The organism is Pseudomonadota bacterium (assembly GCA_039028155.1).
Classification (GTDB): domain Bacteria; phylum Pseudomonadota; class Alphaproteobacteria; order SP197; family SP197; genus JANQGO01.
Genome location: JBCCIS010000019.1, coordinates 1 through 26,337 on the forward strand (window position 1 = coordinate 1; position 26,337 = coordinate 26,337).

General features: G+C 64.0%; 26 protein-coding genes. 11 read left to right on the forward strand and 15 right to left on the reverse strand.

The window, feature by feature from the left end:
* The coding region (locus AAF563_11840) for a proline iminopeptidase (protein ID MEM7121963.1) at positions 1 to 109 on the reverse strand (109 nt) is incomplete at its 3' end.
* 110 nt (positions 110 to 219) lie between these two features.
* A complete protein-coding gene (locus AAF563_11845; protein ID MEM7121964.1) occupies positions 220 to 1,203 on the reverse strand; it encodes a fatty acid desaturase in 984 nt (327 codons plus the stop codon).
* Between the two features lie 126 nt (positions 1,204 to 1,329).
* Here AAF563_11845 and AAF563_11850 point away from each other — a divergent pair, with 126 nt between their 5' ends.
* The 4 genes from AAF563_11850 (at position 1,330) to AAF563_11865 (ending at position 4,207) form a co-directional block, all read left to right on the forward strand.
* Positions 1,330 to 2,196, forward strand: coding sequence for a helix-turn-helix transcriptional regulator (locus AAF563_11850; protein ID MEM7121965.1), 867 nt, complete (start codon positions 1,330 to 1,332; stop codon positions 2,194 to 2,196).
* Entirely contained in the window at positions 2,189 to 2,611 is a 423-nt protein-coding gene (locus tag AAF563_11855; GenBank protein ID MEM7121966.1) for a GFA family protein, read from the forward strand. The genes AAF563_11850 and AAF563_11855 overlap by 8 nt, the downstream gene beginning before the upstream one ends.
* Positions 2,608 to 3,411, forward strand: a complete 804-nt coding sequence (locus tag AAF563_11860) for a PhnD/SsuA/transferrin family substrate-binding protein (protein ID MEM7121967.1) — start codon at positions 2,608 to 2,610, stop codon at positions 3,409 to 3,411. Before AAF563_11855 ends, AAF563_11860 begins: the two co-directional genes overlap by 4 nt.
* A gap of 139 nt (positions 3,412 to 3,550) precedes the next feature.
* On the forward strand, positions 3,551 to 4,207 hold the full coding sequence (locus AAF563_11865) for an MT-A70 family methyltransferase (GenBank protein MEM7121968.1): 657 nt from the start codon (positions 3,551 to 3,553) through the stop codon (positions 4,205 to 4,207).
* A gap of 195 nt (positions 4,208 to 4,402) precedes the next feature.
* On the opposite strand, the gene AAF563_11870 is transcribed toward AAF563_11865, so the two are convergent.
* On the reverse strand, positions 4,403 to 4,702 hold the full coding sequence (locus AAF563_11870; GenBank protein MEM7121969.1) for a hypothetical protein: 300 nt from the start codon (positions 4,700 to 4,702) through the stop codon (positions 4,403 to 4,405).
* Positions 4,703 to 4,889: 187 nt separating this feature from the next.
* Here AAF563_11870 and AAF563_11875 point away from each other — a divergent pair, with 187 nt between their 5' ends.
* Positions 4,890 to 5,453, forward strand: coding sequence for a GNAT family protein (locus AAF563_11875; protein ID MEM7121970.1), 564 nt, complete (start codon positions 4,890 to 4,892; stop codon positions 5,451 to 5,453).
* 91 nt (positions 5,454 to 5,544) lie between these two features.
* Here AAF563_11875 and AAF563_11880 read toward each other — a convergent pair whose 3' ends face one another.
* Entirely contained in the window at positions 5,545 to 6,579 is a 1,035-nt protein-coding gene (locus AAF563_11880) for a LysR substrate-binding domain-containing protein (GenBank protein MEM7121971.1), read from the reverse strand.
* 84 nt (positions 6,580 to 6,663) lie between these two features.
* On the opposite strand from AAF563_11880, the gene AAF563_11885 reads away from it, so the two are divergent.
* Together AAF563_11885 and AAF563_11890 are read left to right on the forward strand one after the other, a co-directional pair.
* Positions 6,664 to 7,854, forward strand: a complete 1,191-nt coding sequence (locus AAF563_11885; protein ID MEM7121972.1) for an aminomethyltransferase family protein — start codon at positions 6,664 to 6,666, stop codon at positions 7,852 to 7,854.
* A 205-nt stretch (positions 7,855 to 8,059) separates the two neighbouring features.
* Positions 8,060 to 8,941 carry a class I SAM-dependent methyltransferase gene (locus tag AAF563_11890; GenBank protein ID MEM7121973.1) on the forward strand — a complete coding sequence of 294 codons (882 nt, stop codon included), beginning with the start codon at positions 8,060 to 8,062 and terminating at the stop codon, positions 8,939 to 8,941.
* A 15-nt stretch (positions 8,942 to 8,956) separates the two neighbouring features.
* Here AAF563_11890 and AAF563_11895 read toward each other — a convergent pair whose 3' ends face one another.
* Positions 8,957 to 9,199, reverse strand: coding sequence for a hypothetical protein (locus tag AAF563_11895; protein ID MEM7121974.1), 243 nt, complete (start codon positions 9,197 to 9,199; stop codon positions 8,957 to 8,959).
* 175 nt (positions 9,200 to 9,374) lie between these two features.
* Between AAF563_11895 and AAF563_11900 the strand changes: the two genes are divergently transcribed.
* Positions 9,375 to 10,190: a phosphotransferase gene (locus AAF563_11900; GenBank protein MEM7121975.1), complete on the forward strand. Its 816-nt coding sequence runs from the start codon at positions 9,375 to 9,377 to the stop codon at positions 10,188 to 10,190.
* Positions 10,191 to 10,347: 157 nt separating this feature from the next.
* Here the strand turns inward: AAF563_11900 and AAF563_11905 are convergent, their stop codons facing one another.
* The 5 genes from AAF563_11905 to AAF563_11925 all read right to left on the reverse strand — a co-directional run bounded on the left by AAF563_11905 (position 10,348) and on the right by AAF563_11925 (position 17,583).
* Positions 10,348 to 11,601, reverse strand: a complete 1,254-nt coding sequence (locus AAF563_11905; GenBank protein MEM7121976.1) for a Xaa-Pro peptidase family protein — start codon at positions 11,599 to 11,601, stop codon at positions 10,348 to 10,350.
* A 67-nt stretch (positions 11,602 to 11,668) separates the two neighbouring features.
* On the reverse strand, positions 11,669 to 12,472 hold the full coding sequence (locus tag AAF563_11910; protein ID MEM7121977.1) for an electron transfer flavoprotein subunit beta: 804 nt from the start codon (positions 12,470 to 12,472) through the stop codon (positions 11,669 to 11,671).
* Positions 12,469 to 13,626 carry an electron transfer flavoprotein subunit alpha/FixB family protein gene (locus AAF563_11915; GenBank protein MEM7121978.1) on the reverse strand — a complete coding sequence of 386 codons (1,158 nt, stop codon included), beginning with the start codon at positions 13,624 to 13,626 and terminating at the stop codon, positions 12,469 to 12,471. The genes AAF563_11910 and AAF563_11915 overlap by 4 nt, the downstream gene beginning before the upstream one ends.
* The gene (locus AAF563_11920) at positions 13,623 to 15,548 is read right to left on the reverse strand and encodes a DUF3483 domain-containing protein (protein MEM7121979.1); all 1,926 of its coding nucleotides are present in this window, start codon (positions 15,546 to 15,548) and stop codon (positions 13,623 to 13,625) included. Before AAF563_11920 ends, AAF563_11915 begins: the two co-directional genes overlap by 4 nt.
* Positions 15,541 to 17,583: an NADH:flavin oxidoreductase gene (locus tag AAF563_11925; protein ID MEM7121980.1), complete on the reverse strand. Its 2,043-nt coding sequence runs from the start codon at positions 17,581 to 17,583 to the stop codon at positions 15,541 to 15,543. The genes AAF563_11920 and AAF563_11925 overlap by 8 nt, the downstream gene beginning before the upstream one ends.
* Before the next feature lie 152 nt (positions 17,584 to 17,735).
* Here AAF563_11925 and AAF563_11930 point away from each other — a divergent pair, with 152 nt between their 5' ends.
* Positions 17,736 to 18,158: a GFA family protein gene (locus tag AAF563_11930; GenBank protein ID MEM7121981.1), complete on the forward strand. Its 423-nt coding sequence runs from the start codon at positions 17,736 to 17,738 to the stop codon at positions 18,156 to 18,158.
* A 42-nt stretch (positions 18,159 to 18,200) separates the two neighbouring features.
* Here AAF563_11930 and AAF563_11935 read toward each other — a convergent pair whose 3' ends face one another.
* The 4 genes from AAF563_11935 to AAF563_11950 all read right to left on the reverse strand — a co-directional run bounded on the left by AAF563_11935 (position 18,201) and on the right by AAF563_11950 (position 21,142).
* Positions 18,201 to 18,707 (reverse strand): hypothetical protein, encoded by a 507-nt coding sequence (locus tag AAF563_11935; protein MEM7121982.1) that lies wholly within the window; start codon positions 18,705 to 18,707, stop codon positions 18,201 to 18,203.
* Between the two features lie 131 nt (positions 18,708 to 18,838).
* Entirely contained in the window at positions 18,839 to 19,855 is a 1,017-nt protein-coding gene (locus AAF563_11940; protein MEM7121983.1) for a nickel/cobalt transporter, read from the reverse strand.
* On the reverse strand, positions 19,831 to 20,502 hold the full coding sequence (locus AAF563_11945) for a DUF1007 family protein (GenBank protein MEM7121984.1): 672 nt from the start codon (positions 20,500 to 20,502) through the stop codon (positions 19,831 to 19,833). Before AAF563_11945 ends, AAF563_11940 begins: the two co-directional genes overlap by 25 nt.
* 124 nt (positions 20,503 to 20,626) lie before the next feature.
* Entirely contained in the window at positions 20,627 to 21,142 is a 516-nt protein-coding gene (locus AAF563_11950) for a cupin domain-containing protein (GenBank protein MEM7121985.1), read from the reverse strand.
* Positions 21,143 to 21,287: 145 nt separating this feature from the next.
* On the opposite strand from AAF563_11950, the gene AAF563_11955 reads away from it, so the two are divergent.
* Both AAF563_11955 and AAF563_11960 read left to right on the forward strand, forming a co-directional pair.
* Complete coding sequence (locus AAF563_11955; protein ID MEM7121986.1) at positions 21,288 to 22,370, forward strand: serine hydrolase; 1,083 nt, start codon at positions 21,288 to 21,290, stop codon at positions 22,368 to 22,370.
* Positions 22,371 to 22,455: 85 nt separating this feature from the next.
* Complete coding sequence (locus tag AAF563_11960; protein MEM7121987.1) at positions 22,456 to 23,763, forward strand: MFS transporter; 1,308 nt, start codon at positions 22,456 to 22,458, stop codon at positions 23,761 to 23,763.
* On the opposite strand, the gene AAF563_11965 is transcribed toward AAF563_11960, so the two are convergent.
* Positions 23,760 to 26,195, reverse strand: a complete 2,436-nt coding sequence (locus tag AAF563_11965; protein MEM7121988.1) for an FAD-dependent oxidoreductase — start codon at positions 26,193 to 26,195, stop codon at positions 23,760 to 23,762. The genes AAF563_11960 and AAF563_11965 overlap by 4 nt on opposite strands.
* Between the last annotated feature and the right edge of the window lie 142 nt (positions 26,196 to 26,337).

Sequence of the window (26,337 nt, forward strand, 5' to 3'; positions counted from 1 at the left end):
CGTTCAGACACAGCAGCACATCATCGCCGCTACCGAAGCTATAGGTGACAACCTTGTAGCCATCGACCTCGACGTCGACGACAGCATCGGCCTCTTTCTCGTACCACATGATCGCCCTCCCCGGCTCTGCCGTCTGGCGACGGCGGCGAAAGCTTGGGACGGGGATGCAGTGAGGTCAAGGCGACGCGACTTGAAAGGCCGGTGATACACGCCCCGGTGTCAGCGCGGTGATGCCTCCGCGGCCGTCTCCGGCGCCGGCAAGACCTGGAAGTAGGGATGCACCGGCGCGTCCTTAGGCTTGACGAAGAAACGCCGCGCCAGTTCGCGGTAGCCCTTCTGCACGAAACCACCGTTCTCGGCCAACACCTCGTCGCGCATCAGACGATAGCGCGACGGCAGTTCGTACCACGGACGGCCGGGCTCGCGGTGGTGAACGGCATGCAGGTTGTTGTTGAGGAAAAGAACGGCCAGCGGCCACTCCGCCTCGTTGATCACCGTGCGGTGGCCGACCTGTTCGGCCGGACGGTGCTCGGCATAGGAACGCAGCAGCGTCAACGCCATGCCGGGATAGGCGAAGAACAGCAGATAGGCCCAGACCGGAATGCCGCAGACAGCGATCACCCAGGTCAACACCAGCGCGACACCGGCGACATGCAGCGACCACGCAGTGATCGCGCGCCTGTCGCCCTGCATGATGCTGACGATGCCCGCGCGGTAGAGCCAGAACGTCGTGACGAACGGCCCGATGATCAGGCGTCCGGCCAGGGTGCTGAGGATCCAGCGCAAGCCGCGACCGACGGCGCCCATCGACTCCCAGTCATCGGGTGTCGCGTAGCAGCTCTCCGGATCCTTGATCGGACAGGTGAGTTCCTGGTCGCGGTGATGGGTCAGATGGGTATCGCGGTAGACCCGGTAGGGATACCAAAGCGTGAGCGGCGGAAAGACGAGAAGCTCGTTGACCAGATCGCTGCGCGTGGGATGGCCGTGCACGGCCTCGTGCTGCAGCGAACCGTGCCAGGCGCAGAGCCAGCCGCCGAGCACGAACACCAGCCAGCCGGGCAACGCGTCATAGTTCCAGGTAACCGCGAACCAGCCGGCGTAGATGACCACGGCCAGCGCCCAGGTCGGCAGCTCGTAACGGCGCCAAATGCTAGGCACCTCTAGGCTGATGGGTTCGTGATGTCGCGCGCTCGTTCCTGACATGACCCTGTCATGTTTCCCTGGGATCACGGATTTGTCATGATGGGAATGCGCAGATTCCGAGACGATTAATCACCAAACGCGACAGATTGTGATAAAACGCAACAGTTGATGGAAAAAGAGGATAGTGTGGCTTCCTTACGCTACGACCGAAGGGAGACCGTCAGGATCTTCCGGGATCGCCTTCAGGCGGTTCTGGAGCAGGGTCAATTCAGTCAATCGGCCTTCGCCGAGCGCATCGGCATCGACCGCTCGACCTTGTCGCAGTTGCTGTCGCCCCATAACGACCGTTTGCCGCGCGCCGACACGGTGGCGGCGATGGCGCTGGCCGGTCAGGTCAGCGTCGACTGGCTGCTGGGCTTGAGCCAGGACGAGACCGGCGACGAGGCGATTGTCGGCCAGCCCCTGGAGATTGCCCGCGAAGCCTGGGACCCCGCCAACGAACGTTTGACCACGTGGCACGCGGAAGCCGCGGGCTACAAGATCCGCTACGTGCCGAGCACCCTGCCCGATCTCTTGAAGACCGATGCGGTGACCGCGTTCGAATACGAGCCCAGCAAAGGCATGACCGTTAACGAGGCGGCCACCACGGCACAATCCAGGCTCGACTATTCGCGCCGGCCCGAGACCGATATCGAGGCGTGCAGCTCATTCCAGTCCGTCGAGGGTTTTGCGCGCGGCGAAGGCATCTGGCGCGACCTGCCGGCCACGGCCAGGCGCGAACAGCTGACCCAGCTGGCGGATCTGTCGGAGGAGCTCTACCCGACGTTCCGGTGGTTCCTGTTCGATGCGCTGGAGCGTTACGTGCCGCCGATCACCGTGTTCGGTCCGTTGCGCGCCATCCTCTATGCCGGCGAGGTCTACTTCATCTTCAACGCGACCGAGCACATCCGGCTGTTGACCGAACATTTCGATTCGCTGATCCGCTCCGCCGTGGTACAGCCGAACGAACTGCCGCAATACGTTCGCGACCTCATGGGAGAGATCGATGGCTGAGCCCACAACGCCCATGCGCGGCGGATGCCTGTGCGGCGCCGTGCGTTACGAGTTGCGCGGCAAATGCCGCAATGTCGTCGGCTGCCATTGCGGTCAATGTCTGAAGACCCATGGCAACTTCGCCGCCTACAGCGCAGTCGCCAAAGACGATCTGGTGCTGACGGAAGATCGCGGGCTCACCTGGTACGTGTCCTCCGACAAGGCCAGGCGCGGCTTCTGCCGGGAATGCGGCGCGAGCCTGTTCTGGGAGCCCACCTTTGACGATTACGTCGCGGTCTCCGCCGGCTCCATGGACGGACCGACCGGCCTTAAGCTGGTGCGCCACATCTTCACCCAGGACAAGCCGGACTGGTACGACATCGCCGACGGCGCGGAGCAGTTCGAGACCAGCATGTACGGCGTCGACGCTGGATGATCGCGAGCCTGCCCATGTATCTGCTGCCCCAGATCGAAGGGGCGACGGCGGCATGGTGGCAGGGTCTGGCGCGCGCCTTCCGCGCCGTGGGCATCCAGGACGTGCCCGACCGTCTGGAACAGGTCCCCGACAGGTGGCGGCAGTGGTCCTCGCCCGACCTGTTGTTGTCGCAAAGCTGCGGCTATCCCCTGCGCCACGATTTCGCCGACCATCTGCAGCCCGTGGCGACGCCGTGTTACCGGGCCGATGGTTGCGACGGGCCGACTTACCTGAGTGTCATTGTCGTGGCCGAGGACAGTCCCGCTGCGGTGATCGCAGACCTCAGCGGCAAGCGCGCGGCGATCAACGGCTGGGACTCCCAGTCGGGCATGAGCGCGCTGCGCGCCGTCGTCGCGCCCCACCACGAGAATGGCCGCTTCTTCGGCGAGGTCATCGAGACCGGCAGCCACCGCGACAGCATGGCCGCGGTTCAGACGGGCAAGGCCGATGTCGCCGCGATCGACTGCGTCTCCTATGCGCTGGCGCTGCGCCACGCGCCGGACAAGGCGGCGGGTTTAAGGGTGCTCACGCAATCCCCCGCGGTGCCGGCCCTGCCCTATGTCACCCACATTCACCGCGATCAGAACACCGTCGCACGGCTGCGCGACGGGCTCGCCGCCGCCATCGCCGACCCGGATCTGGCGGCTGTTCGCGACGCGCTGCTGATCGATGATTTTGCCGTTCTGACGGTCGAGGACTACGCGCCGATCGACCGGATGCAGGACGAGGCCATCGCGCGAGGTTACCCACAAATCTCCTAACACTACACTATCTTGTGGATGAACAGCGTTCACGGCCGCAACATCTGTCTTTCTTCTGTATAAGTCAGATTATTCTTGAATCTCATTGAGTTAGACGTGACCCTTCACGTGGGAGTTCAAAGGGGAACGTTTGTACACCATGAGTGCCAAGCACCAGGCGCCAAGACTGGCGGGCGCATATTCCGTTATCTACGCCGACCCGCCGTGGAACTTCGCGACATACTCAAGAAAAGGTCGGGGCCGAAGCGCCCACGCCCACTACGACTGTATGTCGCACTCCGAACTTGAGGCGCTGCCCGTTGCGGATTGGGCGGCGGACGATGCCGTCCTCTTGATGTGGACCACCGACACGCACCTGCCCAAGGCCTTCGACCTGATGGAAGCCTGGGGCTTCACGTACAAGACCGTCGGGTTCTATTGGGCCAAGCTGAACCGTTCAGCACCGGTCGACCAGTTCAGCGAAAACGACTTCTTCACCGGCATGGGTTACTGGACCCGCGCCAACGCCGAGCAGTGCCTGCTGGCAACCCGCGGCGCGCCGAAGCGCAAGGGCCGCGACGTGCGCCGCCTTTTGGTCTCGCCACGCCGCGAGCACAGCCGCAAGCCCGACGAGGCCTATGGCCGCATCGAGCGACTGATGGACGGGCCTTATCTCGAGATGTTCGCCCGCTCGACCCAGCCGGGCTGGGACAGCTGGGGCAACCAGGCCGGTCTGTTCGACGCCGGCGAGGTCGCCACCCGCCGCTGGGCCTCCAACCTCAAAAAACACCCGCAGCCCGCGGCATCGCTGCGCTAGGCGGCCGAACGCGTGCTCCCTCTCCCCGTCGAGGGAGAGGGCCGGGGTGAGGGGGAGCGCGCGACAGCGCGCGTCATAGACCCGCCGCCACCTTCGCTTCCGCACACTCCTCATCCAGCTTCGGCTATGGCGCTGACGCGCCCAAGCCCACGCATCCCTCTCCCTCAAGGGGCGAGGGGAACCAGACGTGGCGTCTTACCCAGCCGACGTCACGACGTCGTTGACGTTGACCAGGGCCGACAGGCAGCGGGCGATGTAGAGGCCGGTCTCCGGTTCAAGGTCGTCGACCTGGACGTCGATCTGCAGTTCTGCGCGCGGGCCGTCGACCACGGCGCTGTGCCATCGGGTCGGCACCAGATCGCGCTTGGCGAACTGCTCGAGCACGCGCGGCATGACGCAGGGCTCGGGCAAGGCATAAACGGCGAAGTGGAAACGTTGGGCGCGGCTGGCGCCGGGCGCCTGGCTCGCGGGGTAGTCAGTTGGAACGGTCGACATGGCGATCGGTCTCCATCAAGGCAAAAGGACGAATCACGGTTTCCGGACAACCCTGGGGCGCCCGGCCGGTAATTCGCCTAATGGCCTTCTGGACCGACATCGCGTCGATATTCCTTGGTCCGTTGAGGACATGCGCCTTATACGCCGCAACCGAGGTTTGTTCAATTGGCGGCGATAGCAACGCGTGATGCCCGACACCGGCTTTAACCAAATCGAAACCGAACGGCTGGTGATCCGCCGGTTTGCACGGGGCGATGCCGCACGGTTCTGCACCTATCGGTCGATTCCAGACGTCGCGCTTTATCAAAGCTGGGAGGCCCCCTACTCACTAGCTGAAGCCGAGGCCTTCACGGACGAGATGGCGGTCTGCCACCCGGACACGGAAGGCGAATGGTTCCAGTTCGCGGTCGAGCGGCACGCAGAGCCGGGCCTGATCGGCGACGTTGCCGTCCTGGTGCCCGACGGCGATCCCGGTTCTGTCGAGATCGGCTATTCCCTCAACCCGACATTCGGCGGCCACGGCTATGCCAGCGAGGCGGTCGCCGCCATCACCACCTATTGTTTGGAGGCGCGCGGCAAGAACGAGGTCATGGCGTGGACCGACATCCGTAACCGCCCCTCGATCGCCCTGCTCGAACGGCTGGGCTTCAAACGCGACCCCGCATCGCGACAGCACACCATGTTCAAGGGCGCGTGGTGCGATGAAGACCGCTACGTCATGACATCACAGGATTGGGCGGCACGCGGTTGACGTGATGACCGCCATGATCTTCACATCCGCATGTACTGCGATCATGGCGTGAACAACCCCGCGTGCCACAGACCAACCATCGCGGTCTGACCTAACGCATCGGGCTCGCCGCGCGAGCTGTTTCTATGAGCCAGTCGACGAAGGCACAGACCTCCGGTCGTTTCGTCGCCTCTATTGTTGTTACGACGTCGAAACCGATGTCTGTCTCGACAGTGCTGTCCGCGAAGGGGCACACGAGAAGGCCGGCATCCAGCGAGTCCGACAGGGTCGGCCAGCCTGCCAATATGACGCCCTGGCCTGAGGCGGCCGCCTGAACCGCCAATCCGTAGTCGCTGAACCGTTTGCCCCGCGATGTATCGACACCCTCGATACCGACATGCCGGAGCCACGCGTCCCACGAAAACCAACGCCGTGTCGCGTGCGCCCAGTGCATATGGGACGTATCCCAGTGAATGAGCGGAACGTCCCGTAGCTGATCCAGTGTCTCAAGCCGTGCCGGTCCCTTGGCAAATGCGGGACTGCACGCGGGAAAGACAAGATCCTCGAACAGCCGCTTGGCGACGAGGTCCTCGTCCCGTGGAACGCCATAGCGAACGGCAACATCGACGTCGTTGCGCTTGAGGTCGTTGATCTTCTGGGACGCATCCACCAGGACGTCGATGTCTGGATGTGTTGCCCAGAACGATCCGAGCCGGGGTGCGAGCCATGTTGTCGCGAGCGATGCCTCGACCGACACGATCAATCGTTTGTTCAGCCGAAACTGCCGCATCGTCTGAACGGACTGCGAAAGATGGCGCATGCCGAGCGCGGCGTCGTTCCGTGCGGCTTCGCCGACGGGAGTGAGCCCGAGGCTATGCCCCCTGCGTTCTATCAGCTTCAGATCGAGCGTCGCTTCCAGCTTGGCGACCAGGTGCTTGACCGCCCCGGGTGTCACCCGCAGTTCCTCGGCAGCGCCACGATAACTCAAGTGTCGGGAGACCACTTCGAAGGCCCTAAGGGCGTTTAACGAGGGAATCCAATCGTCCATAAAGTCAGTTTTTCTCAACTTTAGGCGCAGCTCAAGTCGTTTTGGCCTGGACGAGATTGGCACTAAGTAATGGCCTGGCGGATGAGTCGTACACATCATCCGCAGGCAGATGGCGCAGAAAACTCAGCTTCGCGGCGGCGTTGTCGTACCGCCGGGCGACATGCGACGAGGAGGAAACTGGCGATGCGATCAAGCGATGGCGAAACACGGGATCTCGTAACATCGCGGCCCGGCGCGGGTTGGGATTTTGCCTTGGCCCGTCATCCCTACTTCGAGCATGAGCGCCCGCTGGGGCCGCACTACTGCGTCTACAACAGACGCCTGATGGTGGTTCACTTCGATCAACGCGATGTCGAGGACGGCTATTGGACCCTGCGCCAAAAGGTCGGCTTGCAGCACACCGGTGAATACGTTCTGCAGTTCAAGGGGCCGGATGCCGAGCGGCTTCTGGACAAACTCTTCACGCGCGACATCACCAAACAGAAAGTCGGGCGGTGCGGGTATGGGTTGGCCTGCTACGAAGACGGCGGAATGCTCGTCGATGGTATCGTGATGCGGCTCGACACCGATCGCTTTTGGTATGTCCAGGCCGATGGCGATTTCTACAGTTGGACCAGGGCGCACGCGATCGGCATGGACGTCAGCATCACCGATCCGGACGTCTTCGTGTCCCAGGTCCAGGGGCCGAACGCATTGGCCTTTCTGGAGGCCGCCAGCAAAGACGGCCTGCCGGAAGGCTTCACCTACTACGGCATTGCCCGGGTCGATCTGGGTGGCCAGGAATTCATCGTGACGCGCACCGGGTTTACCAACGAACTGGGATGGGAACTCTATACCGAACCCCATCACGATGCGGATGCGGTCTGGGAGCATTTGCGCACCCATGGAGAGCCCTTCGGTTTGGACTTCTATCCGGTCGACTCGACCGACCCCCGGCGGATCGAGGCCGGCATCCTGAACGCCGGCTCGGATTTCAACACCACGACGACGCCGTATGACGTCGGTCTTGGGCGTTTCGTCGATGATAACAAGGGGGACTTCATCGGCAAGACGGCGCTCAAGGATGCGGCGAAAGGACAGCGCCTTCACGGCATCAAATGCCTGACCAGTGAAATGGTGGTTTCCGGTGTGGTCGAACAGGAAGGGCGACGTGTCGGCATCGTGACGGCGGCGGCCATGTCACCCTACCTTGGACACAGCGTCGGCTATGCCCTTCTCGACACGGCCGACCTCGGCCCCGGCGCCAACGTCAGCGTCGGATGTCGCGATGGTTCCCTGCAGGAAGCCGAGCTGGTCGGGCTTCCCATGTACGACAAGGAGCGTGCCATCCCGCGCGGCAAGCTCGTCGATATCCCGACCAGACCCGGTCGCTAGGTATTGCAAGCTCAGTAGAGCCAGCGTTCTCAACGCCGCTATCGAAAACGTCCGGCTTAGAAGAAGCACGCAAGCGCCAACTGAGGTATGGTTGATAGACTGATGACGTTGTCACCGATCCGGGTTTCCTTCGACACTAGATAGCAACACTGACTCCGGTATCGGATGACGCTTCGGCGGCCCCTTTTCAACGGTGGGTTCACCAGTGGAACACAACCCAGACTTTGCCAATGTCTACGCCAAGGTCAGCAACTGGCAGCAGATAAGAGGTCTCGAACTCCTCGAAGAAGCGACGCCTGAGAGCGGTGAGAGCGTCCTCGATATCGGCTGCGGGCCAGGCGAGCTCACCGCCGAAATGGCGCGGCGCGTCGGACGCGACGGCCGGGCGTTCGGCATCGATCCGGACGCGGCCCGCATCGAACTGGCCAAGACGCGTTTCGGAACGGAACTACCGCAGTTAACGTTCGCGGTCGGACGCGGAGAAGCGATGCCAAAGGTGGCGAGCGGCTCCTTCGACCTCGTCTACTCGAACTATGCCATCCAATGGATCCGCGAGAAGGACCGGCTCTTGGAGGAGATCTGGCGTTGCCTCAAGCCCGGCGGCCGGATTGCCTTGGAGATGCCGGCCGCCACCACTGACGTGTTCGAGGAGGTGATGGCGATCGCCGTCGGCTGCAAGAAGAACCCCCTCGACTCCGTCTACTTTGTCGGCGAAAACGAATGGCTTCCGCTCTTGCGGGCACAGGGGTTCTCGATCCAGCGTTCCGAAAGCTTCTGTAACGCGATGCCCTTCGCCTCCGCCGAGGCCTTTTATGATTGGTGGGAGGGCACCACGCACGGCGCCTTCCAGCGCAGCCAGATCTCGGCGGATGAACGCCCCGGGTTTGAAGCGACCTTTGCCGGCGGCCGCACGGCGAATGTTCATTCGGTGCGCGTGCTTGGGACCAGGCCCGTCACCCAGCGCATTTTCCGTTTTCACGGAGTCGGTGCCGGCCCGCTCCCCCTCCTGGCCACCCCGAGGATGCTGCCATGGGTGGCCGGGTGGGGGAGCGGGCTGGTGATGCCGTTTGAACGGAAAATACGCTAGTTCAACGAAACATCCTCATAGGGATAGGTCGACAGGCGCTGCAGGCCGTTCTCCGTCATCAAAAACCTGCTCCTCCAGCTTGACGCCTTCGACGCCGTCCTCGACGCCGATATAGCTCTCGACGCAGATCGTCATGCCGGGATCGAACGAAAACGCCGAACTTTCCGATGTGTTGTCACTGAACGACACGTGCGGGTACTCGTCGCACAACCCGACACCGTGGGCCAAGACACCGTAGCGGCGCGCGTTGGAGCTCATATACACACCCGAAGGCACGATCTGCTGTGCGAAGTCGCCCTTCAAAACGATCGAAACCCATCTAGATTGAGGTGCAACGCAGACAGCCTGAAGGTCATGAACATTCAAATCAGAGGATTGATGGCCTCGTGGGCCTCAAGCGAACGGCAGCATGAACCGTACTCAACTGCGTCAAATGGGCTTTGAACTCGACGCTCGCGCACTTGGTGGCAGATCTCAGGGCGCGTGGTTCGCGACGGCGTCCAACGGTTCACCCGTCGTCCTCAAATGGTCTCCTGACGAGACGATGGTCGAATGGTATGCTGCCCTACTCCCTGGGCTTGATGAGCTCCGCGCGCGCGGTGTACCGGTGCCCGTGTACGTGCATGTGGGCGCTTTCGACGGTGGCACGCTCTCCGCACAGCAGTTCCTGCCTGGCCGGTCGGCGGACAACCCGTCGGCGGCGGTCGTCGAGTCAATGGTCGATTGCATCACTGCCAAGGCCGGCATCGCAGGGCCGCTACCAGCGACCGATCAGCGTACGTGGGGCACGTTTGTCGTCCACACGTTGAGAGGCGGCCAGGATGACCAGGCGATGCATCAACCGCTGCGCACCTGCGATCAGCGCACTACGGCCGTACTCGATCGCGTCGAGGCTATTGGTGCCAATGTCGACCCAAGCTGTTTCCCCAACGACGGACTGGTTCACAACGACTTACACACCGACAACGTCCTCATCGACGATGGGGCGCTCTCTGGCATTGTCGACTGGGAGGAAGCGTGCGCAGGCGACCATCTGTTCGACCTCGTCGCATTCGCCTTCGACCTCGACGGTCATAACCAGCCGATCTGGGACATCGTCGATTCTGCGGGCTTCGAGCCACAGGTGCTGCGCGCCTACGTCGCACTTCTAACGCTGAGATGCACCGCCTCGGCGATCCTTCACCACCCAGAGGACGTGGCGCGCCAGCTCGATCGTGCCAAGCGGGTCTTCGCTCGCTACGAAGTCTAATGTGCTTGTGTTATCCGTGGTTGCAGCGGACCCCACACATTGGCTGACATACTCCAGTGACCTCACATCAGAGTTTTTGCGGCACAGGTAATCTCAACCAGCTTCATGAGGCGTGCCGGGGTTGAGCCGAGGTTGAGGGTGAGTTAGACCACGTCATCTAGTTCAACAGAACATCCTCATAGGGATAGGTCGACAGGCGCTGCAGGCCGTTCTCCGTCATCAAAACCTGCTCCTCCAGCTTGACGCCTTCGACGCCGTCCTCGGCGCCGATATAGCTCTCGACGCAGATCGTCATGCCGGGGTCGAAGCTGAAGGCCGAACTTTCCGATGCGTTGTCACTGAACGACACGTGCGGGTATTCGTCGCACAACCCGACACCGTGGGCCAAGACACCGTAGCGGCGCGCGTTGAACTCGTTGGGGATCTTCCAGGACTTCTCGGCGATCTCCACGAAGCTCATGCCGGGCTTCATGATGTCCATGTTGTAGTGCACCTGATCATAGGCGTAGCGATAGAGGCGCTTCTGCTCGTCGCTCGGTTTGCCGGGTCCGCAGAACCAGGTGCGGCTGATGTCGGAGCAATAGCCGAACGGGCCGATCAGGTCGGTGTCAAAGGCCACGAGTTCGCCGGCGCGGATGATGCGGTCGCTGCATTCGCGGAACCACGGGTTGGTGCGCCCGCCGGACGCCAGGAGACGCGTCTCGATCCACTCGCCGCCGCGGGCAATGTTGACCTGGTGCAGGTGCGACCACAGCTCGTTCTCGGTGATGCCGGCGTGCATCTCCTCGTACATCTTCGCCATGCCGGCCTCGCACACCGAGATCGCGATGGTCATGGCGGCGATCTCGTCGGGCGACTTGATGGCGCGGGCGAGCTCCATGACCTGCTGGCCGTTATGGATCTCGTATCCCAGCTTTTCGATCTCCTTGGCGCCCGCGGGATCAAGGTGGTCGGCGGCGATGCGTTTATTGCCGTCGCCCATGGATTGGCGGATCGCGTCATCCATGTCCTGGGCCCACAGGTGCGCCTTTTCCGCGTACCGCTCGTCGGCGCCGAAGTAGGTCCAGCCAATGCACGGGCGGATCTCGCCGATCGTCTCCAGATGTTCGGACAAGTGCATGGAGGCCTTGTATTCGAACAGGATCGTCGGGCCTTCCGCCGGCACAAAGCAGTAGCGCGCCTGGTTGTGCAGGATCCAGACCTGCATGTTGCTGGAGCCGTTGGCGTATCGCACGTTGATGGGGTCATAGAGAATGACGCCGGCCAGATCGCGCTTCTTCAACTGCTCCTGCACGCGGCCGAGGCGATAGGCCCGCATGCGCTTGATGTCGATCTGCGGTTCGGCATCGTGCTGGGCGATGCCCGGGGTGTTGCGTCCCAGGCGAATCGCGTCGAGGGGTACGTCGTTCATGTTAACTCCCGGCGGCGGCCAACGGCCGTGTTGTGGCGCCCATGGGAATAGCGGACGAGGCCGGGTGTCAATCGGGAACGGCTGGCGGCGCCGACTTTTTTTGCTCTTCGTCGGGCCGAACAACGCCTTCGCGTGTCAGATAATCAAGGATTGCCCGAGCGGCCTCATCAGCCTCGGGATGGTCCAGAAGCTCGGCGCGCCCCTGCACCATCTGTGTCGCCGCCCGCATGCGATCGGCAGCACTGCCGTCGCCGACAATTTTTAGCCGCCGAGGTTTGGGCCGGGCGGCCTGCCAATGGCCGTCAATGGCATAGGGCGTGCTCTCACATGGCACCGTCTCGATCGTGCCGCGCCGCGCCTGCGCGAAAGCGACCGGCGCCGGATCGGGCGCCGCCGACGACACGGTGACGATGGCGTTGCGCGGCGCGCCGACCTTGCGGCGCCGCCCACCCGCCAAGCCTTGCGCAATCTCGACCCGCTCACCGCCGAACGACAAGCCGGCGGCGCCTGGGACCAATGGCCGGCCCGAACGCTCGGCGAGTAGATAGGGCACCATGCCGCTCGCCTCGCCCTGCTCGGCCCGCTCGCCCGCCAGCACCAAGGCGCCCGGACGGGTCTCCAGATAGGCCAGCAAGGGCGGCACGATGTCGTCGCCGCTCGCAATCGTTAGGACAGACATCCGCGCGACACCCATGCCCAGATAGTCGCGCAGCGCCGGTTCGGCATCGCTGCCGGCATGAATCAGATCGATGCTGACGTCCCGCAGCGACCGCGCCAGGGTGACGGCACGAGCATCGAGCAGCGCGCGGCGCGCCCTGGCCGACACCGGATGGCGGCCAAGTGAGACGAGCACGATGACCTGGTCAGTCACGAAACCTCACCCCTGACGCGGGCGGCAAGCGCCGGCATGACAAGTTGGGCGTCCTGGATGATCGCGAGGTCGGCGCGTTTCACCATGTCGGCATGCAGGTCGGTGTTGATGGCGACCACGCGTTCACACCGCTCGATGCCCTGCAGATGTTGAGGCGCGCCGGCTATACCAAAGGCGAGGTAACAGCGTGGTTCGACAAGCGTGCCTGACGCACCGACCTGGCGATCGCGCGGCAGCTGGCCGGTATCGCAAACGACACGGCTGCCGCCCTCGACAGCGCCCAGCGCGGCGGCGACGTCGTGAAACGCGGCCCAGTCGGTGACACCGTTGCCGGCGGAAACAATGAAGTCGGCCTCGGCCAGGGCGACGGCGCTTGTGTCGATCGGCATCGCGCCGTCGTCGTCCAGGCGTGACGCGACCGTGATCTCCGGCGCGTCCAGGCTGCGCGCTTCATGCGCGGGACCGCGATGGGGTTCGCCGGTTTCCGGCATCAACAGCATGACATCGCCCGGCGTGCGGACGATGTCGCGGACACCGCCATCGGCGCGGCAAGAGATGCTGTCCGCCTCGATCGCGAAAACACGCGCCGCGACCCGGAGACCGCGCGCGGCGGCCCGACGCCGCGCGACATCGCCCGCGCCAATAGGCGTTTCGGGCGCCAGGACGTGGCGCGGCCGAAGTATGTCGACCAGCGCGCCAGCCATCGCCGCCATCCTCTCGGGCTCGTAAGAGGACGGGCTTGTGCCACCCTTCACCGCGCGGTCAACCCCGGCAGCACCCAGTTCCTCGTGCACGGCCGGCGCCAACACGACGACGCCGCCATCGCCGTCGCGATCGGCCAAGCCGCGCGCCGCGCCCAGGACATCGCGGTCGTGAGGTGACAGGCGGCCATCCGGCATGTCGGCGAGGACCAGGACCCAGAACGCCGGGTCCTCGATAACTTTGACTGACGGAGCGACACCGTCGCGCGCAGTCTTTGCCGCGCTCGGCCTGGCTGCCGCGACCAGTCCCCGTCGCGCATCGCGTTCGGCACGGGGATCGCGGCGCACCAACCGGCCGGTCTCGCCCGCCTCCGCAGACACGGGCTCCGCCAGATCGCCGCCACGTCGCGCGTTGCGTTCGGCGCGTGGGTCTCGGCGCTTGCGCGTGGTCATGGGTCGACCGCCTCAAGCAGCAGCTCGGCGACATCGACGACCTGGGGCCGTGGCTCTACGACGCCTTCCAGCATCTGCATGCAGCCCGGACAAGAGACCGCCACGCGCTCGGCGCCGGTCTCGCGTGCCTGCTCCATGCGCAGGTCAGGGATCCGCGCCTTACCGGGGATATCGGTGACCGGCGCACCGCCGCCACCACCGCAACAGAACGAGCGCAGGCCGGAACGTGTCATCTCGCGGCGCTCCAGACCGAGCGCGTCGATCAGGCCGCGCGGCGCATCGACCTCGCCGTTGTAGCGGCCGAGATAACAGGGGTCATGATAGGTGACACTGCCTTCGCGGACGCCCGACACGGTCAGCCGATTCTCGGCGACCAGACGCGACAGAAGTTGCGTGTGGTGCAACACCTCGTAGTGCCCGCCAAACTCGGGATACTCGTTCTTCAGACAATGAAGCACATGGGGATCGGCGGTGACGATCCGCTCGATGCCGAGCCGGTCCAGCGTCGCGATGTTCTCCGTTGCGAGGCGCTGAAACGTCGCCTCGTCGCCCAAGCGCCGGGAGAGATCGCCGCACTCCTTTTCGTCATCACCCAGTACGACGAAATCCACGCGTGCCTTGCGCAAGAGTTTGACGAACGCACGAAGGGTCCGCTGATTGCGTCGGTCATAGGCGCCGTCGCCAAGCCACAAGAGCCAGTCGACGGCCTTGACCTCGCGCGCAAGACGCAGGTCCAGGTCGCTCGCCCAATCGAGCCGCTCACCAAGCGCGCGGCCACCAGGATTGTCGGCAAGCCGGGTTTCTTCCAGCGTTTCGGGCCCGCGTCCAGGCACCCTGCCCTCCTCCAACGTCAGGAAGCGGCGCAGGTCGACCATGGCATCGACATGCTCGATCATCATCGGACATTCATAGACGCAGGCGCGGCACGTCGTGCAGGCCCAGATCGTCGACTCAGGCACCAGATTGTCGGCGATCAATCCACCGGCGCCATGCCGGCGCGCGCCCAACGCGATGCCCGGATAAGGCTGGCCCGTGTACATCACATCGTTGGCGTTGCGGCTGGTACCCGCGACCAGATCCTGGATGAACTTCTTGGGCGTCAGCGGCTGGCCGGCGGCAAATGCCGGACACGCCGCCTCGCACCGACCGCACGAGACACAGGCGTCGAAACCCAGCAACTGGTTCCACGCGAACTCACCGATCGTGCCGACGCCGAGCGGCCCCTTCTCCAGATCGACCGGCTTGAGCGCGGCGTCCGGCGTCTTGCTCCTGAAGCGCGCCTGGCGCGGATGCCAGCCCAGATGCAGCGCACCCGCGACGGCATGGCGCATGGGACCGTAGGCGGCGAAAGCGATAAGTTCGGCCAAGACCCAGATGGTGAGGAGCAGCACAACGGTACCGACGAATACCGCGCCAGTGACATTCCAGATCGGGGTATCAGCGCCCAGTACCGACGCAGCGTACAACACGGCAAACGCCAGAATGGCGTAGGGCAAACGGTTCCATGCGCCGCCCGATAGACGGGCCGGTTTCGCCGGCCGTCGCCGTCGCAGAACAAGCACGCCCCCGACAGCCATGCCCGCAAGCGCAACGAGCAACAGGTAGCTCGGAATGTCAGTCGCCCAGTCGAACAACAACACGGCGGGGATCAAGATGAGTGCAGCCACAAATCCCGCCGCCGTCGGCACGTGCATACGCGCGGCATACCGGTCACGGGCAACGACATGGTGAACGTCGACAAGATAACGTCGCGGAATCGTCCACAGACCGCCGCCGGTCAGCGATGGACGCCCGCGACGCCAGCGCCTTGCGCGCAGGCCGATGGCCACCACCCCGATCAACCCGGCCAGTACGAAGAGAACGGCCAGCCAATGATAAACCAGGTACGCGACCCAACCGACGTCGAGAGAACCGTCAGACATCACGCATCAAGCGACGGGCGTCGTAGAGGGCGGCGTGGATGTTGCGTCCGGCAACGCAGTCGCCGATGCGGAACAGTTGGAAACGTCCGGTCTCCTGGTTGACGATTGCCTGGGGCCTGCCCTCGATCAGCGCGTCGAGATCGACCTCGCCCAGATTCGACGAGTACGGTTTGAGCGCGAAGTAGAGATCATCGACCGGCAGCGTACCGTGTTCGGCGACAACCTGGTCGACCAGGCGCTCTTCCTCCTGCAACGAGAATGGGTTGCGCAACGTGGCGCGCAGCTTGTTGCCGTCACGCCGGATCGCGGTCAGCCGCAGGTTGGGCGACATGACAACACCGAGGCGATACATCTCCGCCAGATGAACCGAAAAGTTCGTCGAGCCCATTTCCTCCGCCACCATGCGATCAGGCGTCGCAAGCTCGACCTGGGCGCCGCGCGTTGCCATGAACTGGGCGACGCTCGGCCCCTGGTGCTGGCCGTTGTCGTCGTGCAGCAGAACGTTTTCGCCGGGCTCGACCGTTCCCTCGAGAACATCCCAGGCCGACACCGCGAGATCGTCGCCGCCAAACAGGCCCTTGTTGGGCAGGCCGCCGGTCGCGACGACGACCAGGTCAGGCTCGTCCGCCTCGACCACCTCGGACGTCGCCGCCGTGTTCAAGCGGATGTCGATGGGCTTCTTCTCGACCTGCTGGGCCAGCCAACGCGTAATGCCGGAAAGGTTCTCTCGCCACCCCGCGCGGGCCGCCAGGTTGACCTGGCCGCCTAGCCGGTCGGTCTTTTCGTAGAGAACGACATCGTGGCCGCGTTCGGCCGCCGCGCGCGCGGCCTCCATGCCGGCAACGCCGCCACCGGCAACGACTATGCGCCGCTTGCTTTCGGCCTTGGGCAACACGTGGGGCAGGTTCTGCTCGCGTCCAGTCGACGGGTTCTGGATACACAAGGCATCGCCGCCGACATAGATGCGATCGATGCAGTAGTTGGCGCCGACGCATTGGCGCACATCGTCAACCCGGTCCTCCGACAGTTTCTTCATCAGATGAGGGTCGGCCATGTGGGCGCGGGTCATGGCGATCATGTCAACATGGCCTTCGGCCACCGCCCGGTCAGCGGTCGCCAGATCGGCGATGCGCCCGGCGTGGAACACGGTGATGTCGCAGGCCTGTTTGACCGCGCTGGGTAGATAGAGAAACGACGCCGGCGGATACGCCATGTTGGGGATCATGACGGCCAGCGCGTGGTGGGTTTCGGTGTTGCCGTGCATGACGTTCATGACGTCGACCAGGCCGCTATCGGCATAACGCTTCAGGACCCCGATCATCTCCTCTTGGGCGAGACCGCCGTCGAGCAACGAGTCGCCGGTGACGCGCAGGCAGATGATGAAGTCGTCGCCAACCGCGCGCCGCACCTCCTGCATGACGAGATGACCGAAGCGTTCGCGGTTCTTCAGGCTGCCGCCCCATTCGTCGTCACGCAGGTTGTTCGACGGCGTCAGGAACTGTTCGACCAGGTGGGAGGCGTCGAACATCATCTCGACACCGTCCAGGCCGCCCTCCTTGCATCGCGCCGCGGCCTTGCCGAATGCCTTGATGATCCGCTCGATATCGAAGTCTTCGATCTCCTTGGCAAAGGCGCGATGGGCGGGTTCGCGCATCTGGGTCGGCGCGACCAGCGGCAGCCAGTCGGCGGTGTCCCATCGGTTGCGTTTCCCCATATGCGTGATCTGGCACATGATCGCCGCGCCCTCGTCGTGCACGCGCCGCGAGAATTCCTGGAAGTACGGAATGACCCGGTCCTCACTGACCGAGATCTGGCCGAACGCCTCGGCTGAGCTGTCCGGCGCGACCGACGCCGAGCCGCCGAACATGGTGAGCCCGATGCCGCCCTTGGCCTTTTCCAGGTGATAACGTTGGTACCGCTCGCCCGGCATGCCGGCATCCGCATAGGCCGGCGCGTGGCTCGTGCTCATGACCCGGTTGCGGATCGTGAGGTTCTTGATCGTCAGCGGTTTGAGCAGCGCCTCGAACTGTGCCATGGCCGAATTGTCGCCCGTGCTGCGCCGAATGCAAGCGGACCTTGATGCCGGATTGGGCTAGAATGGCGATGTGAACCAAGAGGGAGGCCTGGAAGGTGAGCGACACGTTTTCCGCCGAAGGCGGCTGCCTGTGCGGCGAGGTCCGTTACCGCATGACGTCGGAGCCGCTGTTTGTCCATTGCTGCCACTGCACGCGCTGCCAGCGCGGCACCGGCTCGGCTTTTGTGCTGAACGCCATGATCGAAGCCGACAGGGTCGAGTTGCTACAAGGCAAACCCGTCACCGTCCCGGTGACCGCACCCAACGGCAACGTCCACAGCATCGCGCGCTGCCCGACCTGCGAGGTCGCGGTCTGGAGCACCTATTCAGGCGCCGGCGACAAGATCTACTTCGTGCGTGTCGGCACCCTGGACGAGGCCGACCGCGTACCGCCCGACATCCACATCTTTACCTCGACCAAACAACCCTGGGTGCAGTTGCCCGACGACGTGCCGGTGATGGAGGAGTACTACAGCGCCAAGAAGTACTGGCCCCAGGAAAGCCTGGAGCGCTTTGCGGTTCTGAAGGCCGGCTAAGCCGCCTCGGAAGGATTGCGTCAGGCCTGTCTGCTTAGAGCTTCACGCTGCTGTCTCGATGTCGCGCCGTCGCGCGAAGAGGCGCGTCAACAACCAGATCAGGATGACCACGGCGAGCAAATTGATCGAGGTCGTCGCGACCGGTCCGGCGGCACCGGCGGCCGGCACGGAGATGTCGGCGGCGGCCACCAGGGTCTCGAAGCTGAACTCGACACCGTCTTCTGCGAAGGCCACGCCGACATAGGGGCCGCTGATAAAGAACAGCCAAAGGGACGCGGTCTTGATCTGCACGAGCTGCAAGATCTGATTGATGATCGAGAGGACGACGCCCGAGCCCTTGCGCCGCATGAGTTGGACACCGGCAACGATGCTGTTGAGGAAAAGCACCACGAAGAGAGCAAAGATCAGAACGTTAAGCGCCGGTTGTTCGGCAAGGCCGCCGACCGTGCCCGACAGCAGTAACAACCCATAGACACCGCCGGCGACCTGGATAACGGCGACAATCACCGCGATGATAAAAGCCAGCCCAGTTGCCTTTGCGGTTGCCATGGCATCACTCCCTCTACTGACGGCACCAGTGCGGCCCGTCGCATCACCGGCAACCCATAGTAGTAGCTGGACATCGCTTGCCAAGGCAAGCTTGCAGCGCGTCCCTTCCGACGGTTTTTTCCGCCGGCGACTTACTGCATCATCAGCGGGTGCGCCGGCGTCGTGAGCGCCATGTGCAGGAGCGAGACGCCGAACGCCAGAACGATGAGACCACCCACCAGGGCGACCACTTCGACGACAACACCGATGCGGTTGCCGCTTTCCGGCAAGCGCTCGGCCAGGCGCAGGGAAAAACCGCGGGCATAGACCGCGAGCGCCGCAAGCACCGAGACGGTCAGCGCGGTGCCGATCGACATCGCAAGCACGGCCACGACGCCGGTGAAGGTGAGCCCGAGCGCATAGGCAAGCAGCAGAACCAGGATTGCGCCGCTGCATGGGCGCAAGCCGATCGAGATGATAACGCCAAGCCCCTTGCGCCACGACGCGCCGGCCTGCATGTCGCGGGGATCGGGCATGTGGCTGTGGCCGCAGTGATCGTGCCCCTGCCCGTCATGACCTATCTCGCCGTGGTGATGGTGCCCGGCATGATTGTCACCGTGACCGCCGGCGCGGCGGCGCCACAGCCGGCGACCCGCCGAGATCACCAGGATCAAGCCAAGCAGCAGCACGGCGGCGTAACTCGCCGTCTCGAAGTGGCCGGCGGTGCGTTGGGCGCCGCGTAACGGCAGGTCGAGTAACGTCACCGTCACCTCGACGGCGATAATCGCAACGATGCCCTGGGCCAACGCCGCCAGGAACGACAGCGTGACACCGCGGCGCAGCTCGCTCTCCTGGGTCAACATGTAGGTCGCGATGACGACCTTGCCGTGACCGGGTCCGACCGCGTGAAAGACGCCATAAAGAAAACTGAGCCCAACCAGGCCCCAGGCTGCCCACACGCCATGCTCGCCGACCGCTTTTACCGCGGCCGCCATGCGATCGTGCAGGTCGCGCTGCATCGTCTGCACCCAGACGACCAGCTGCGACCACGGATTATCAATGAAGGCAAATGCCAGAACGATCAGCACGACCGCCGCCACAACGGCGGCGACAGGCACCCAAGCGACCGGCAGGGGCCGGCCGCTCAGTCGCAGGTAACGTGTACCCATTCAGCGAACATGGCACCCAGGTCCGTGGGGCCGGTCTGGGTGCGGTCAATGGCCGCGGCCAGCGCGACAGCCTCGAAGGTCGGATCGGCCGACTGAGTCAGCGCGATGCAGGAGCCGGTTTCCCCGCCGCTCAGCATCACCGGCTCGCCTTCCAGGTGGACCATTTCGATGTAATAGCTGGGATCGTAGATCGAATAACTGACGAGCTGCGCATTGGGATCGACCGGTTCGTCAAGCTCAACGACAAAACGCATCCACAGGCGCTCGTCGCGCATCTCGGTCTCGTACTCCAAGACCTCGCCGATCGCCACTTCGCCGCCGTTGGCGATCATCTCTGTAAAGTAGTCGTAGTCGGCGAGACTGTTGAGGTTGATCTCCGCGAGTTCGTCGAGAACGTCTTGCAGCGGCCGATCCTCCATCGCCAACTCTTCGGCGACGATGGTGGAGTAGAAATAGTCAAAGAACCACTCCTGCTCGATCGCCGTGATCCGTCCGTCGTCATCAAACAGCAGGCCGCTTCTCAGATCGATCCAGGCGTGGGGGTGGGATGTCGCGGGCGCGCCGGGTAGCGAGACAAGAAGCGCCGCAACGGCCGCTATGAGCATTCGGGGCCACGTGACGACATTCGACAGGCAACGACGTGTCATGAACATCCAGTGTTACGAATTGGTCCGATCCCCTCAGAAACGCGCGCACTCTACCTCAATCCGGCGACCGGCGCACGTCACGTTCGAACACCTAACCGCGCGGTGAGTCCGAAATGTGGCAGCGCTACGGCGTCCGCCACAAGGTCACAGCCGGACCGTCGACGCCTAGAATCGGGTCGGACGTCGGCAAGGCGACAGTGTCGATGCTGGCGCGGATGGCGTCCTTTTGCGGTTCATGCTCGCGCTTGATGTCGGGCGACTGGCCCGGCGGATAGGCGCCGACAACGGAGAGACCCGGCGCATCGTCAAGCCGCCGGTGGCCAACGCCGGCCGGGATAACCGCTGCGTCGCCTGCCTCGACATCGAACACCGGCCCTTCCGGTCCGCCGAACTGGATGCGCGCGGTGCCCTTTGCGATACCGACGACCTCATGCGCCTGGGCGTGATAGTGGTGAAAATCGAAGATGACGCCGCCCCGCCAGCCGCCGCCCCAGCCGTGGCTGTGGAACATTTCCTCGAACGCGCCATCGGGATCGTCGCACGCGACGTCGACGGCGCCCTTGTAAAGGATCAGCGGCAAACGCCCATTGTTGGGAATATCGCCGTCATCGATCAGAATCTGATGGATCACTTCGGCCATGGTGACACTCCGTTGCCGGTCAATTCGAAGAGCCTGAGCCTTGGCGCCCAACCGGTCAACCCAATGCACTGACGCTCTTAAAGGCATCGACGGCAAATTTCTGGCAGTCCACCATGCGCGGCGCACAACCGAATTGGCCGAAAACATGAACGGAACGCCTGACTCCGCACAGACACCGCCCGACCTCGGCGACGGCTGGGCCGTCGCCGCGCCCGGCGAGCAAGGCATGGATGGCGCGCTGCTCGCCGGGATCGCCAAACACTTCACGGCCTGGGCCGAGTCCAATGTGCATGGCGTGGTGATCGCGCGTCGCGGCGCCCTGGTCTATGAGCGCTATTTCACCGGCGAGGACCAAGCCTGGGGCAAACCCTTGGGCGAGGTCACCTACGATGCCGCCATGCGCCACGATCTGCGGTCGATGACCAAAAGCATCACCGGCCTTCTGGTCGGTATCGCGTTCGACCGCGGCTGGCTCGATACGATCGACACACCGGTCTTTTCGTTCTTCCCGGAACACGACGATCTGAAGACGCCGGAGAAAGCAGGCATCACCCTTGCCCACCTGCTCACCATGTCGCCGGGCCTGGCGTGGGACGAGGACACGCCCTATAGCGACCCCGCCAACAGCGAGCGACAGATGTCGGTGGCCCCGGATCCCGTGCGCTATGTATTGGAGCAGCCGCTCGTGCGCCCGCCGGGCATCTCTTACAACTATGGCGGCGGCAACACGGCGCTGCTGGCGGCCATCTTGAAGCGGGTTTCCGGCCGCGACCTCGACGCCCTTGCCCAAGACGTCCTGTTCGATCCGCTCGACATCACCGACGTCGAATGGGTGCGTTATCCCGATGGCACGCCGATTGCGGCCTCGGGCCTGCGTCTGCGGCCCCGCGACATCGCCAAGTTCGGCCAGCTCGTCCTGGACAAGGGCCAGTGGCACGGCGAACGTGTCGTCTCAGCGGACTGGATCACGCAATCGATCACGCCGCAGATCAACGGCCAGAGCCTCTTCTTCTACGGCTACCACTGGTGGCTCGGCCGCTCGCTGGTCGACAAGCGCGAGGTCTCCTGGGCCGCCGCCGTCGGCTGGGGCGGTCAGCGCATGTTCATCGTGCCGAGCCACGGGCTCGTCGTGACCGTTCTGGCCGGCCTCTACGACAGCATGTTCCTGCAGCCAATCCCCGGTGAGGTCGTGCTCAGGCGCTACGCGCTGGCGTCGGTGCGGCCTTAAGTCAAACCGCAACAGCCACCACCGTGCAACCGTAAGGCGGCTCTGTTAGGGTGACACCGGCGCGCAGTTCAACCTTGGGTTAAGCATGAGTAGTAAGATGGCGGCATCGTCCGGGGCGGCGGCCGCGCGCAAAAGCCGGGTGACGCCGAAGACGGTGTTCGCCTGCGCCATCGGCAATATCCTGGAATGGTACGATTTCACCGCCTACGGTTTTCTGGCGACGATCATCGGCGCCAGCTTCTTTCCGTCCGGCGACAGCTTCGCGTCGGTACTCGCAGCGTTCGGCGCGCTTGCCGCCGGTTACGGCGCGCGACCGCTGGGCAGCATTATCGGCGGCCACCTGGGCGACCGGATCGGGCGCAAACCGACCATGATCCTGTGCATGGCAAGCATAAACATCTCGACGTTTTTGTTGGGCTTGTTGCCCACCTATGAGCAGATCGGCGTGATGGCCGCGGTCCTGCTTGTGGCGATCCGTCTCGTCCAGGGCCTGTCGGTAGCGGGCGAATACAGCTCGTCCTCGGTTCTGCTGGTCGAGAACGCCGAACCCCGCCGGCGCGGTTTTGTCGGCACCTGGATTGCCTGCGCCATGATGGCCGGCTGCCTGCTGGGCTCCGGCATGGCAGCGCTCTCCAGCGCGGTAGTCGGCGACGAGGCCATGAAGGAATGGGGCTGGCGCATCCCGTTCCTGTTCGGCGGCGTCATCGCCATCATCGGCATCATCATTCGCCGTCGCCTCACTGAGTCCGCGGCCATGCCGGGCGAAGACGAGATCCTCGCCATCCCCATCGTCAGCGCGTTCAGGGATCACTGGCGCACGATCGTCACGATCATCGGCATCAACATGCCGATTTCGGTCAGCTACTTCGTTCTCTTCGTCTATGCCGTTTCCTACCTGACCGACCAGATGCACTTCACGACGGCCCAGGCGATGGACATCAACACGGTCAGCCTGATCGCCATGACCGTGCTGATCCCGTTCACCGGCCTTGCCGCGGACCGTTTTGGCCGCAAGGCCGTGCTCTACGTCTCGCTGCTCGGCACGATCGTCGCCGGCTGGCCCGCCTGGTACCTCATGCACACGCCGGAGCTTGGCCTTGTCCTGGTCGGCCAGATGGTGCTCGCCTGCTTGAGTGCTGCGGGCTGGGCGTTGTCGGTTCCGTTGATGGTCGAGTTGCTGCCCGCCAAGGTGCGCTGCACCGGCGGCGGCCTCGGCTACAACATTTGCCTCGCCCTGTTCGGCGGCACGACACCGCTGATCGCCGCCTATCTGGTCGAGCGCACCGGCGACGATTTCACGCCGATCTATTACATCATGATCGCCGCCGCGATCGCCCTCTTCTTCACCTGGCGCATGCCGGAGATGGCGGGCAGAGACCTACCGAAGGATTAAGCCCGCAGCTTTTCGTTCTCCGGATCGAACGGCGATTCCTCGATGATCGTCACCCGGTGGCTGGTGCCCAGGATATCCATCTGGAGGTCGGTGCCGATCTCCGCGTGTTCCGGGCGCACCATGCCGAGCGCCAGCGACTTGCCGAGGCGGAAACCGAAACCGCCGGATGTCGCGCGGCCCACGACCTCGCCGTTGAGTGAGATCGGGTTGTTGCCGAGAGGATCGGCATCGGTGACGTCGTGCACCTCCATGGTGACGAACTGGTTCTGGAAGCCCCTCTCCTGCCACTGCGAGAGCGCGTCGCGGCCGATGAACTCACCCTTGTTCAGATGCACGAAGCGATGCAGGCCGGATTCAAGCGCGGCGTACTCGATCGAGAGCTCCTGGCCGACCATGCGGTAGGATTTTTCGATGCGCATGGCTTCCATGGCGCGAATGCCGAAGGGTTTGATGCCCAGATCCTCGCCCGCCGCCATGACGGCGTCGAAGATGTGGTTCTGATACTCCAGCGGATGGTGCAGCTCCCAACCGAGCTCGCCGACAAAGTTCATGCGCAAGGCAAGCGTCGGCGCCAGACCGACATCGATCCAGCGGCCCGACAACCACTTGAAGCTATCGCCGGAGAGGTCGTCGCGGGTGATGCTCTGCAGCAGCTCGCGCGATTTCGGACCGGCGACGACCAGGACGCCCATCTGGTTGGTCAGATGATCGAAACGGACCGAACCGTCGGTCGGCATGTGTTTCTTCAGCCAGTCGTGGTCGAGGCGCTGGAGCGCGCCGGCCGAGACGACATAGAACGAGTCGTCTGCCTCACGCATGATCGTGTATTCCGAATGCACGCCGCCGCGCGTGTTGAGCGCGTGGACCAGGCCGACGCGGCCGATCTTCTTCGGCAGCCGGTTGGCGATCAGGCCATCCAGGAAGGCTTCGGCGCCCGGGCCTGAGATACGGCACTTGGCGAACGCGGTCATATCCAGAATGCCGACGTTTTCGTGAACGTTGCGCACCTCGTTGCCGACATGCTCGAACCACTTCGAACGGCGGAACGACCAGTCGTCTTCCTGGGGCACGCCGGCAGGCGCGAACCAGTTGGCGCGCTCCCAGCCGAACTTCTGGCCGAACACGGCACCCAGCCCTTTCAGGCGGTCGTAGCAAGGCGCCTGACGCAATGGGCGTGCGGCCTCGCGCTCCTCGTCGGGGTAATGGATGGTGAAGACGTTGGCGTAGGCCTCCTCGTTCTTTTCGACGAGGTAGGACTTCGTGCAGTAGTCGCCGAAGCGGCGGGGATCGACGCCCAGCATGTCGATGGTGGGCTCGCCCTCGACCATCCATTCGGCGAGCTGCCAGCCGGCGCCGCCGGCCGCGGTGATGCCAAAGCTGTGGCCTTCGTTGAGCCAGAAGTTGGGCAGATCCCAGGCCGGGCCGATAATCGGGCTTCCGTCGGGCGTATAACAGATGGCGCCGTTATAGACCTGCTTGACGCCAACCTCGCCGAACGCGGGCACGCGGTTGATGGCGGATTCGATATGCGGCTCCAGCCGTTCCAGGTCTTCCTGGAAGAGTTCGTACTCCATGTCGTCGGACGGACCGTCGACATAACAGGCGGGCGCGCCCTTTTCATACGGCCCCAGGATCAGGCCGCCGCGTTCCTCGCGCATGTACCAGGAACCGTCGGACTCGCGCAGCACACCCATTTCGGGCAGACCGTCGGCCTTGCGCTTCTGGATGTCGGGATGCGGCTCGGTAACGATGTACTGGTGCTCGACCGGAATGACCGGCACGTCGAGGCCGACCATGGCGCCGACCTGACGCGCGAAGCTGCCGGAGGCCGTCACCACGTGCTCGCATGTGATGTCGCCCTTGTCGGTCTTGACCAGCCATTCGCCGGCGGGCGTACGCTCGATGCCGGTCACGGTGGTGTTGCGATAGATTTCGGCGCCGTTGTTGCGCGCGCCGATGGCAAGCGCCTGGGTCAGGTCAGCCGGTTGGATGTAACCGTCTTCGGGGTGCTGAATCGCACCCACCAACCCGTCGGTGTTGCACAGCGGCCAGACCTCCTTGATTTGATCGGGGGTCAGGAACTTCACCTCGACGCCGATGGTGTCGGCGACGCCGGCATACTGGCGGTACTCGTCCATACGCGCCTGGTTCATGGCGAGCCGGATGTTGGAGACCTTGGCGAAGCCGACGCGTTGGCCGGTCTCCTCCTCAAGCTCCTGATAGAAGCGCACGGCGAACTTGTGCACCTGGCCGACCGAGTAGCTCATGTTGAACAGCGGCAGGAGGCCCGCGGCGTGCCAGGTCGAGCCGGACGTCAGCTCCTTGCGTTCGACCAGAACGACATCGGACCAGCCCTTCTTGGCCAGGTGATAGAGGGTACCGACGCCGACAACGCCGCCACCGATAACAACGACCCGTGCATGGCTCTTCATGAATGCCTCTCCCCTGCACCGCCCGCTTTGGCGCGGTTGGTCCTGTCGTAACAAAAGCCAGGGCGCTTCACTAGCGTCCGCCAAGGCCCGCCATTGTCACGCAGGCGACACCGACTGTGCGTGTGCCGTCATGACGGCGCCG

Coding starts and splice junctions, on each gene's coding strand:
- AAF563_11845 (MEM7121964.1), bottom strand. CDS start 1,203: ATGTCAGGAACGAGCGCGCGACATCACGAACCCATCAGCCTAGAGGTG.
- AAF563_11855 (MEM7121966.1), top strand. CDS start 2,189: ATGGCTGAGCCCACAACGCCCATGCGCGGCGGATGCCTGTGCGGCGCC.
- AAF563_11860 (MEM7121967.1), top strand. CDS start 2,608: ATGATCGCGAGCCTGCCCATGTATCTGCTGCCCCAGATCGAAGGGGCG.
- AAF563_11865 (MEM7121968.1), top strand. CDS start 3,551: ATGAGTGCCAAGCACCAGGCGCCAAGACTGGCGGGCGCATATTCCGTT.
- AAF563_11870 (MEM7121969.1), bottom strand. CDS start 4,702: ATGTCGACCGTTCCAACTGACTACCCCGCGAGCCAGGCGCCCGGCGCC.
- AAF563_11875 (MEM7121970.1), top strand. CDS start 4,890: ATGCCCGACACCGGCTTTAACCAAATCGAAACCGAACGGCTGGTGATC.
- AAF563_11880 (MEM7121971.1), bottom strand. CDS start 6,579: ATGATGTGTACGACTCATCCGCCAGGCCATTACTTAGTGCCAATCTCG.
- AAF563_11885 (MEM7121972.1), top strand. CDS start 6,664: ATGCGATCAAGCGATGGCGAAACACGGGATCTCGTAACATCGCGGCCC.
- AAF563_11895 (MEM7121974.1), bottom strand. CDS start 9,199: ATGAGCTCCAACGCGCGCCGCTACGGTGTCTTGGCCCACGGTGTCGGG.
- AAF563_11900 (MEM7121975.1), top strand. CDS start 9,375: ATGGGCTTTGAACTCGACGCTCGCGCACTTGGTGGCAGATCTCAGGGC.
- AAF563_11905 (MEM7121976.1), bottom strand. CDS start 11,601: ATGAACGACGTACCCCTCGACGCGATTCGCCTGGGACGCAACACCCCG.
- AAF563_11915 (MEM7121978.1), bottom strand. CDS start 13,626: ATGACCACGCGCAAGCGCCGAGACCCACGCGCCGAACGCAACGCGCGA.
- AAF563_11920 (MEM7121979.1), bottom strand. CDS start 15,548: ATGTCTGACGGTTCTCTCGACGTCGGTTGGGTCGCGTACCTGGTTTAT.
- AAF563_11925 (MEM7121980.1), bottom strand. CDS start 17,583: ATGGCACAGTTCGAGGCGCTGCTCAAACCGCTGACGATCAAGAACCTC.
- AAF563_11930 (MEM7121981.1), top strand. CDS start 17,736: ATGACGTCGGAGCCGCTGTTTGTCCATTGCTGCCACTGCACGCGCTGC.
- AAF563_11935 (MEM7121982.1), bottom strand. CDS start 18,707: ATGGCAACCGCAAAGGCAACTGGGCTGGCTTTTATCATCGCGGTGATT.
- AAF563_11940 (MEM7121983.1), bottom strand. CDS start 19,855: ATGGGTACACGTTACCTGCGACTGAGCGGCCGGCCCCTGCCGGTCGCT.
- AAF563_11945 (MEM7121984.1), bottom strand. CDS start 20,502: ATGACACGTCGTTGCCTGTCGAATGTCGTCACGTGGCCCCGAATGCTC.
- AAF563_11950 (MEM7121985.1), bottom strand. CDS start 21,142: ATGGCCGAAGTGATCCATCAGATTCTGATCGATGACGGCGATATTCCC.
- AAF563_11955 (MEM7121986.1), top strand. CDS start 21,288: ATGAACGGAACGCCTGACTCCGCACAGACACCGCCCGACCTCGGCGAC.
- AAF563_11960 (MEM7121987.1), top strand. CDS start 22,456: ATGAGTAGTAAGATGGCGGCATCGTCCGGGGCGGCGGCCGCGCGCAAA.
- AAF563_11965 (MEM7121988.1), bottom strand. CDS start 26,195: ATGAAGAGCCATGCACGGGTCGTTGTTATCGGTGGCGGCGTTGTCGGC.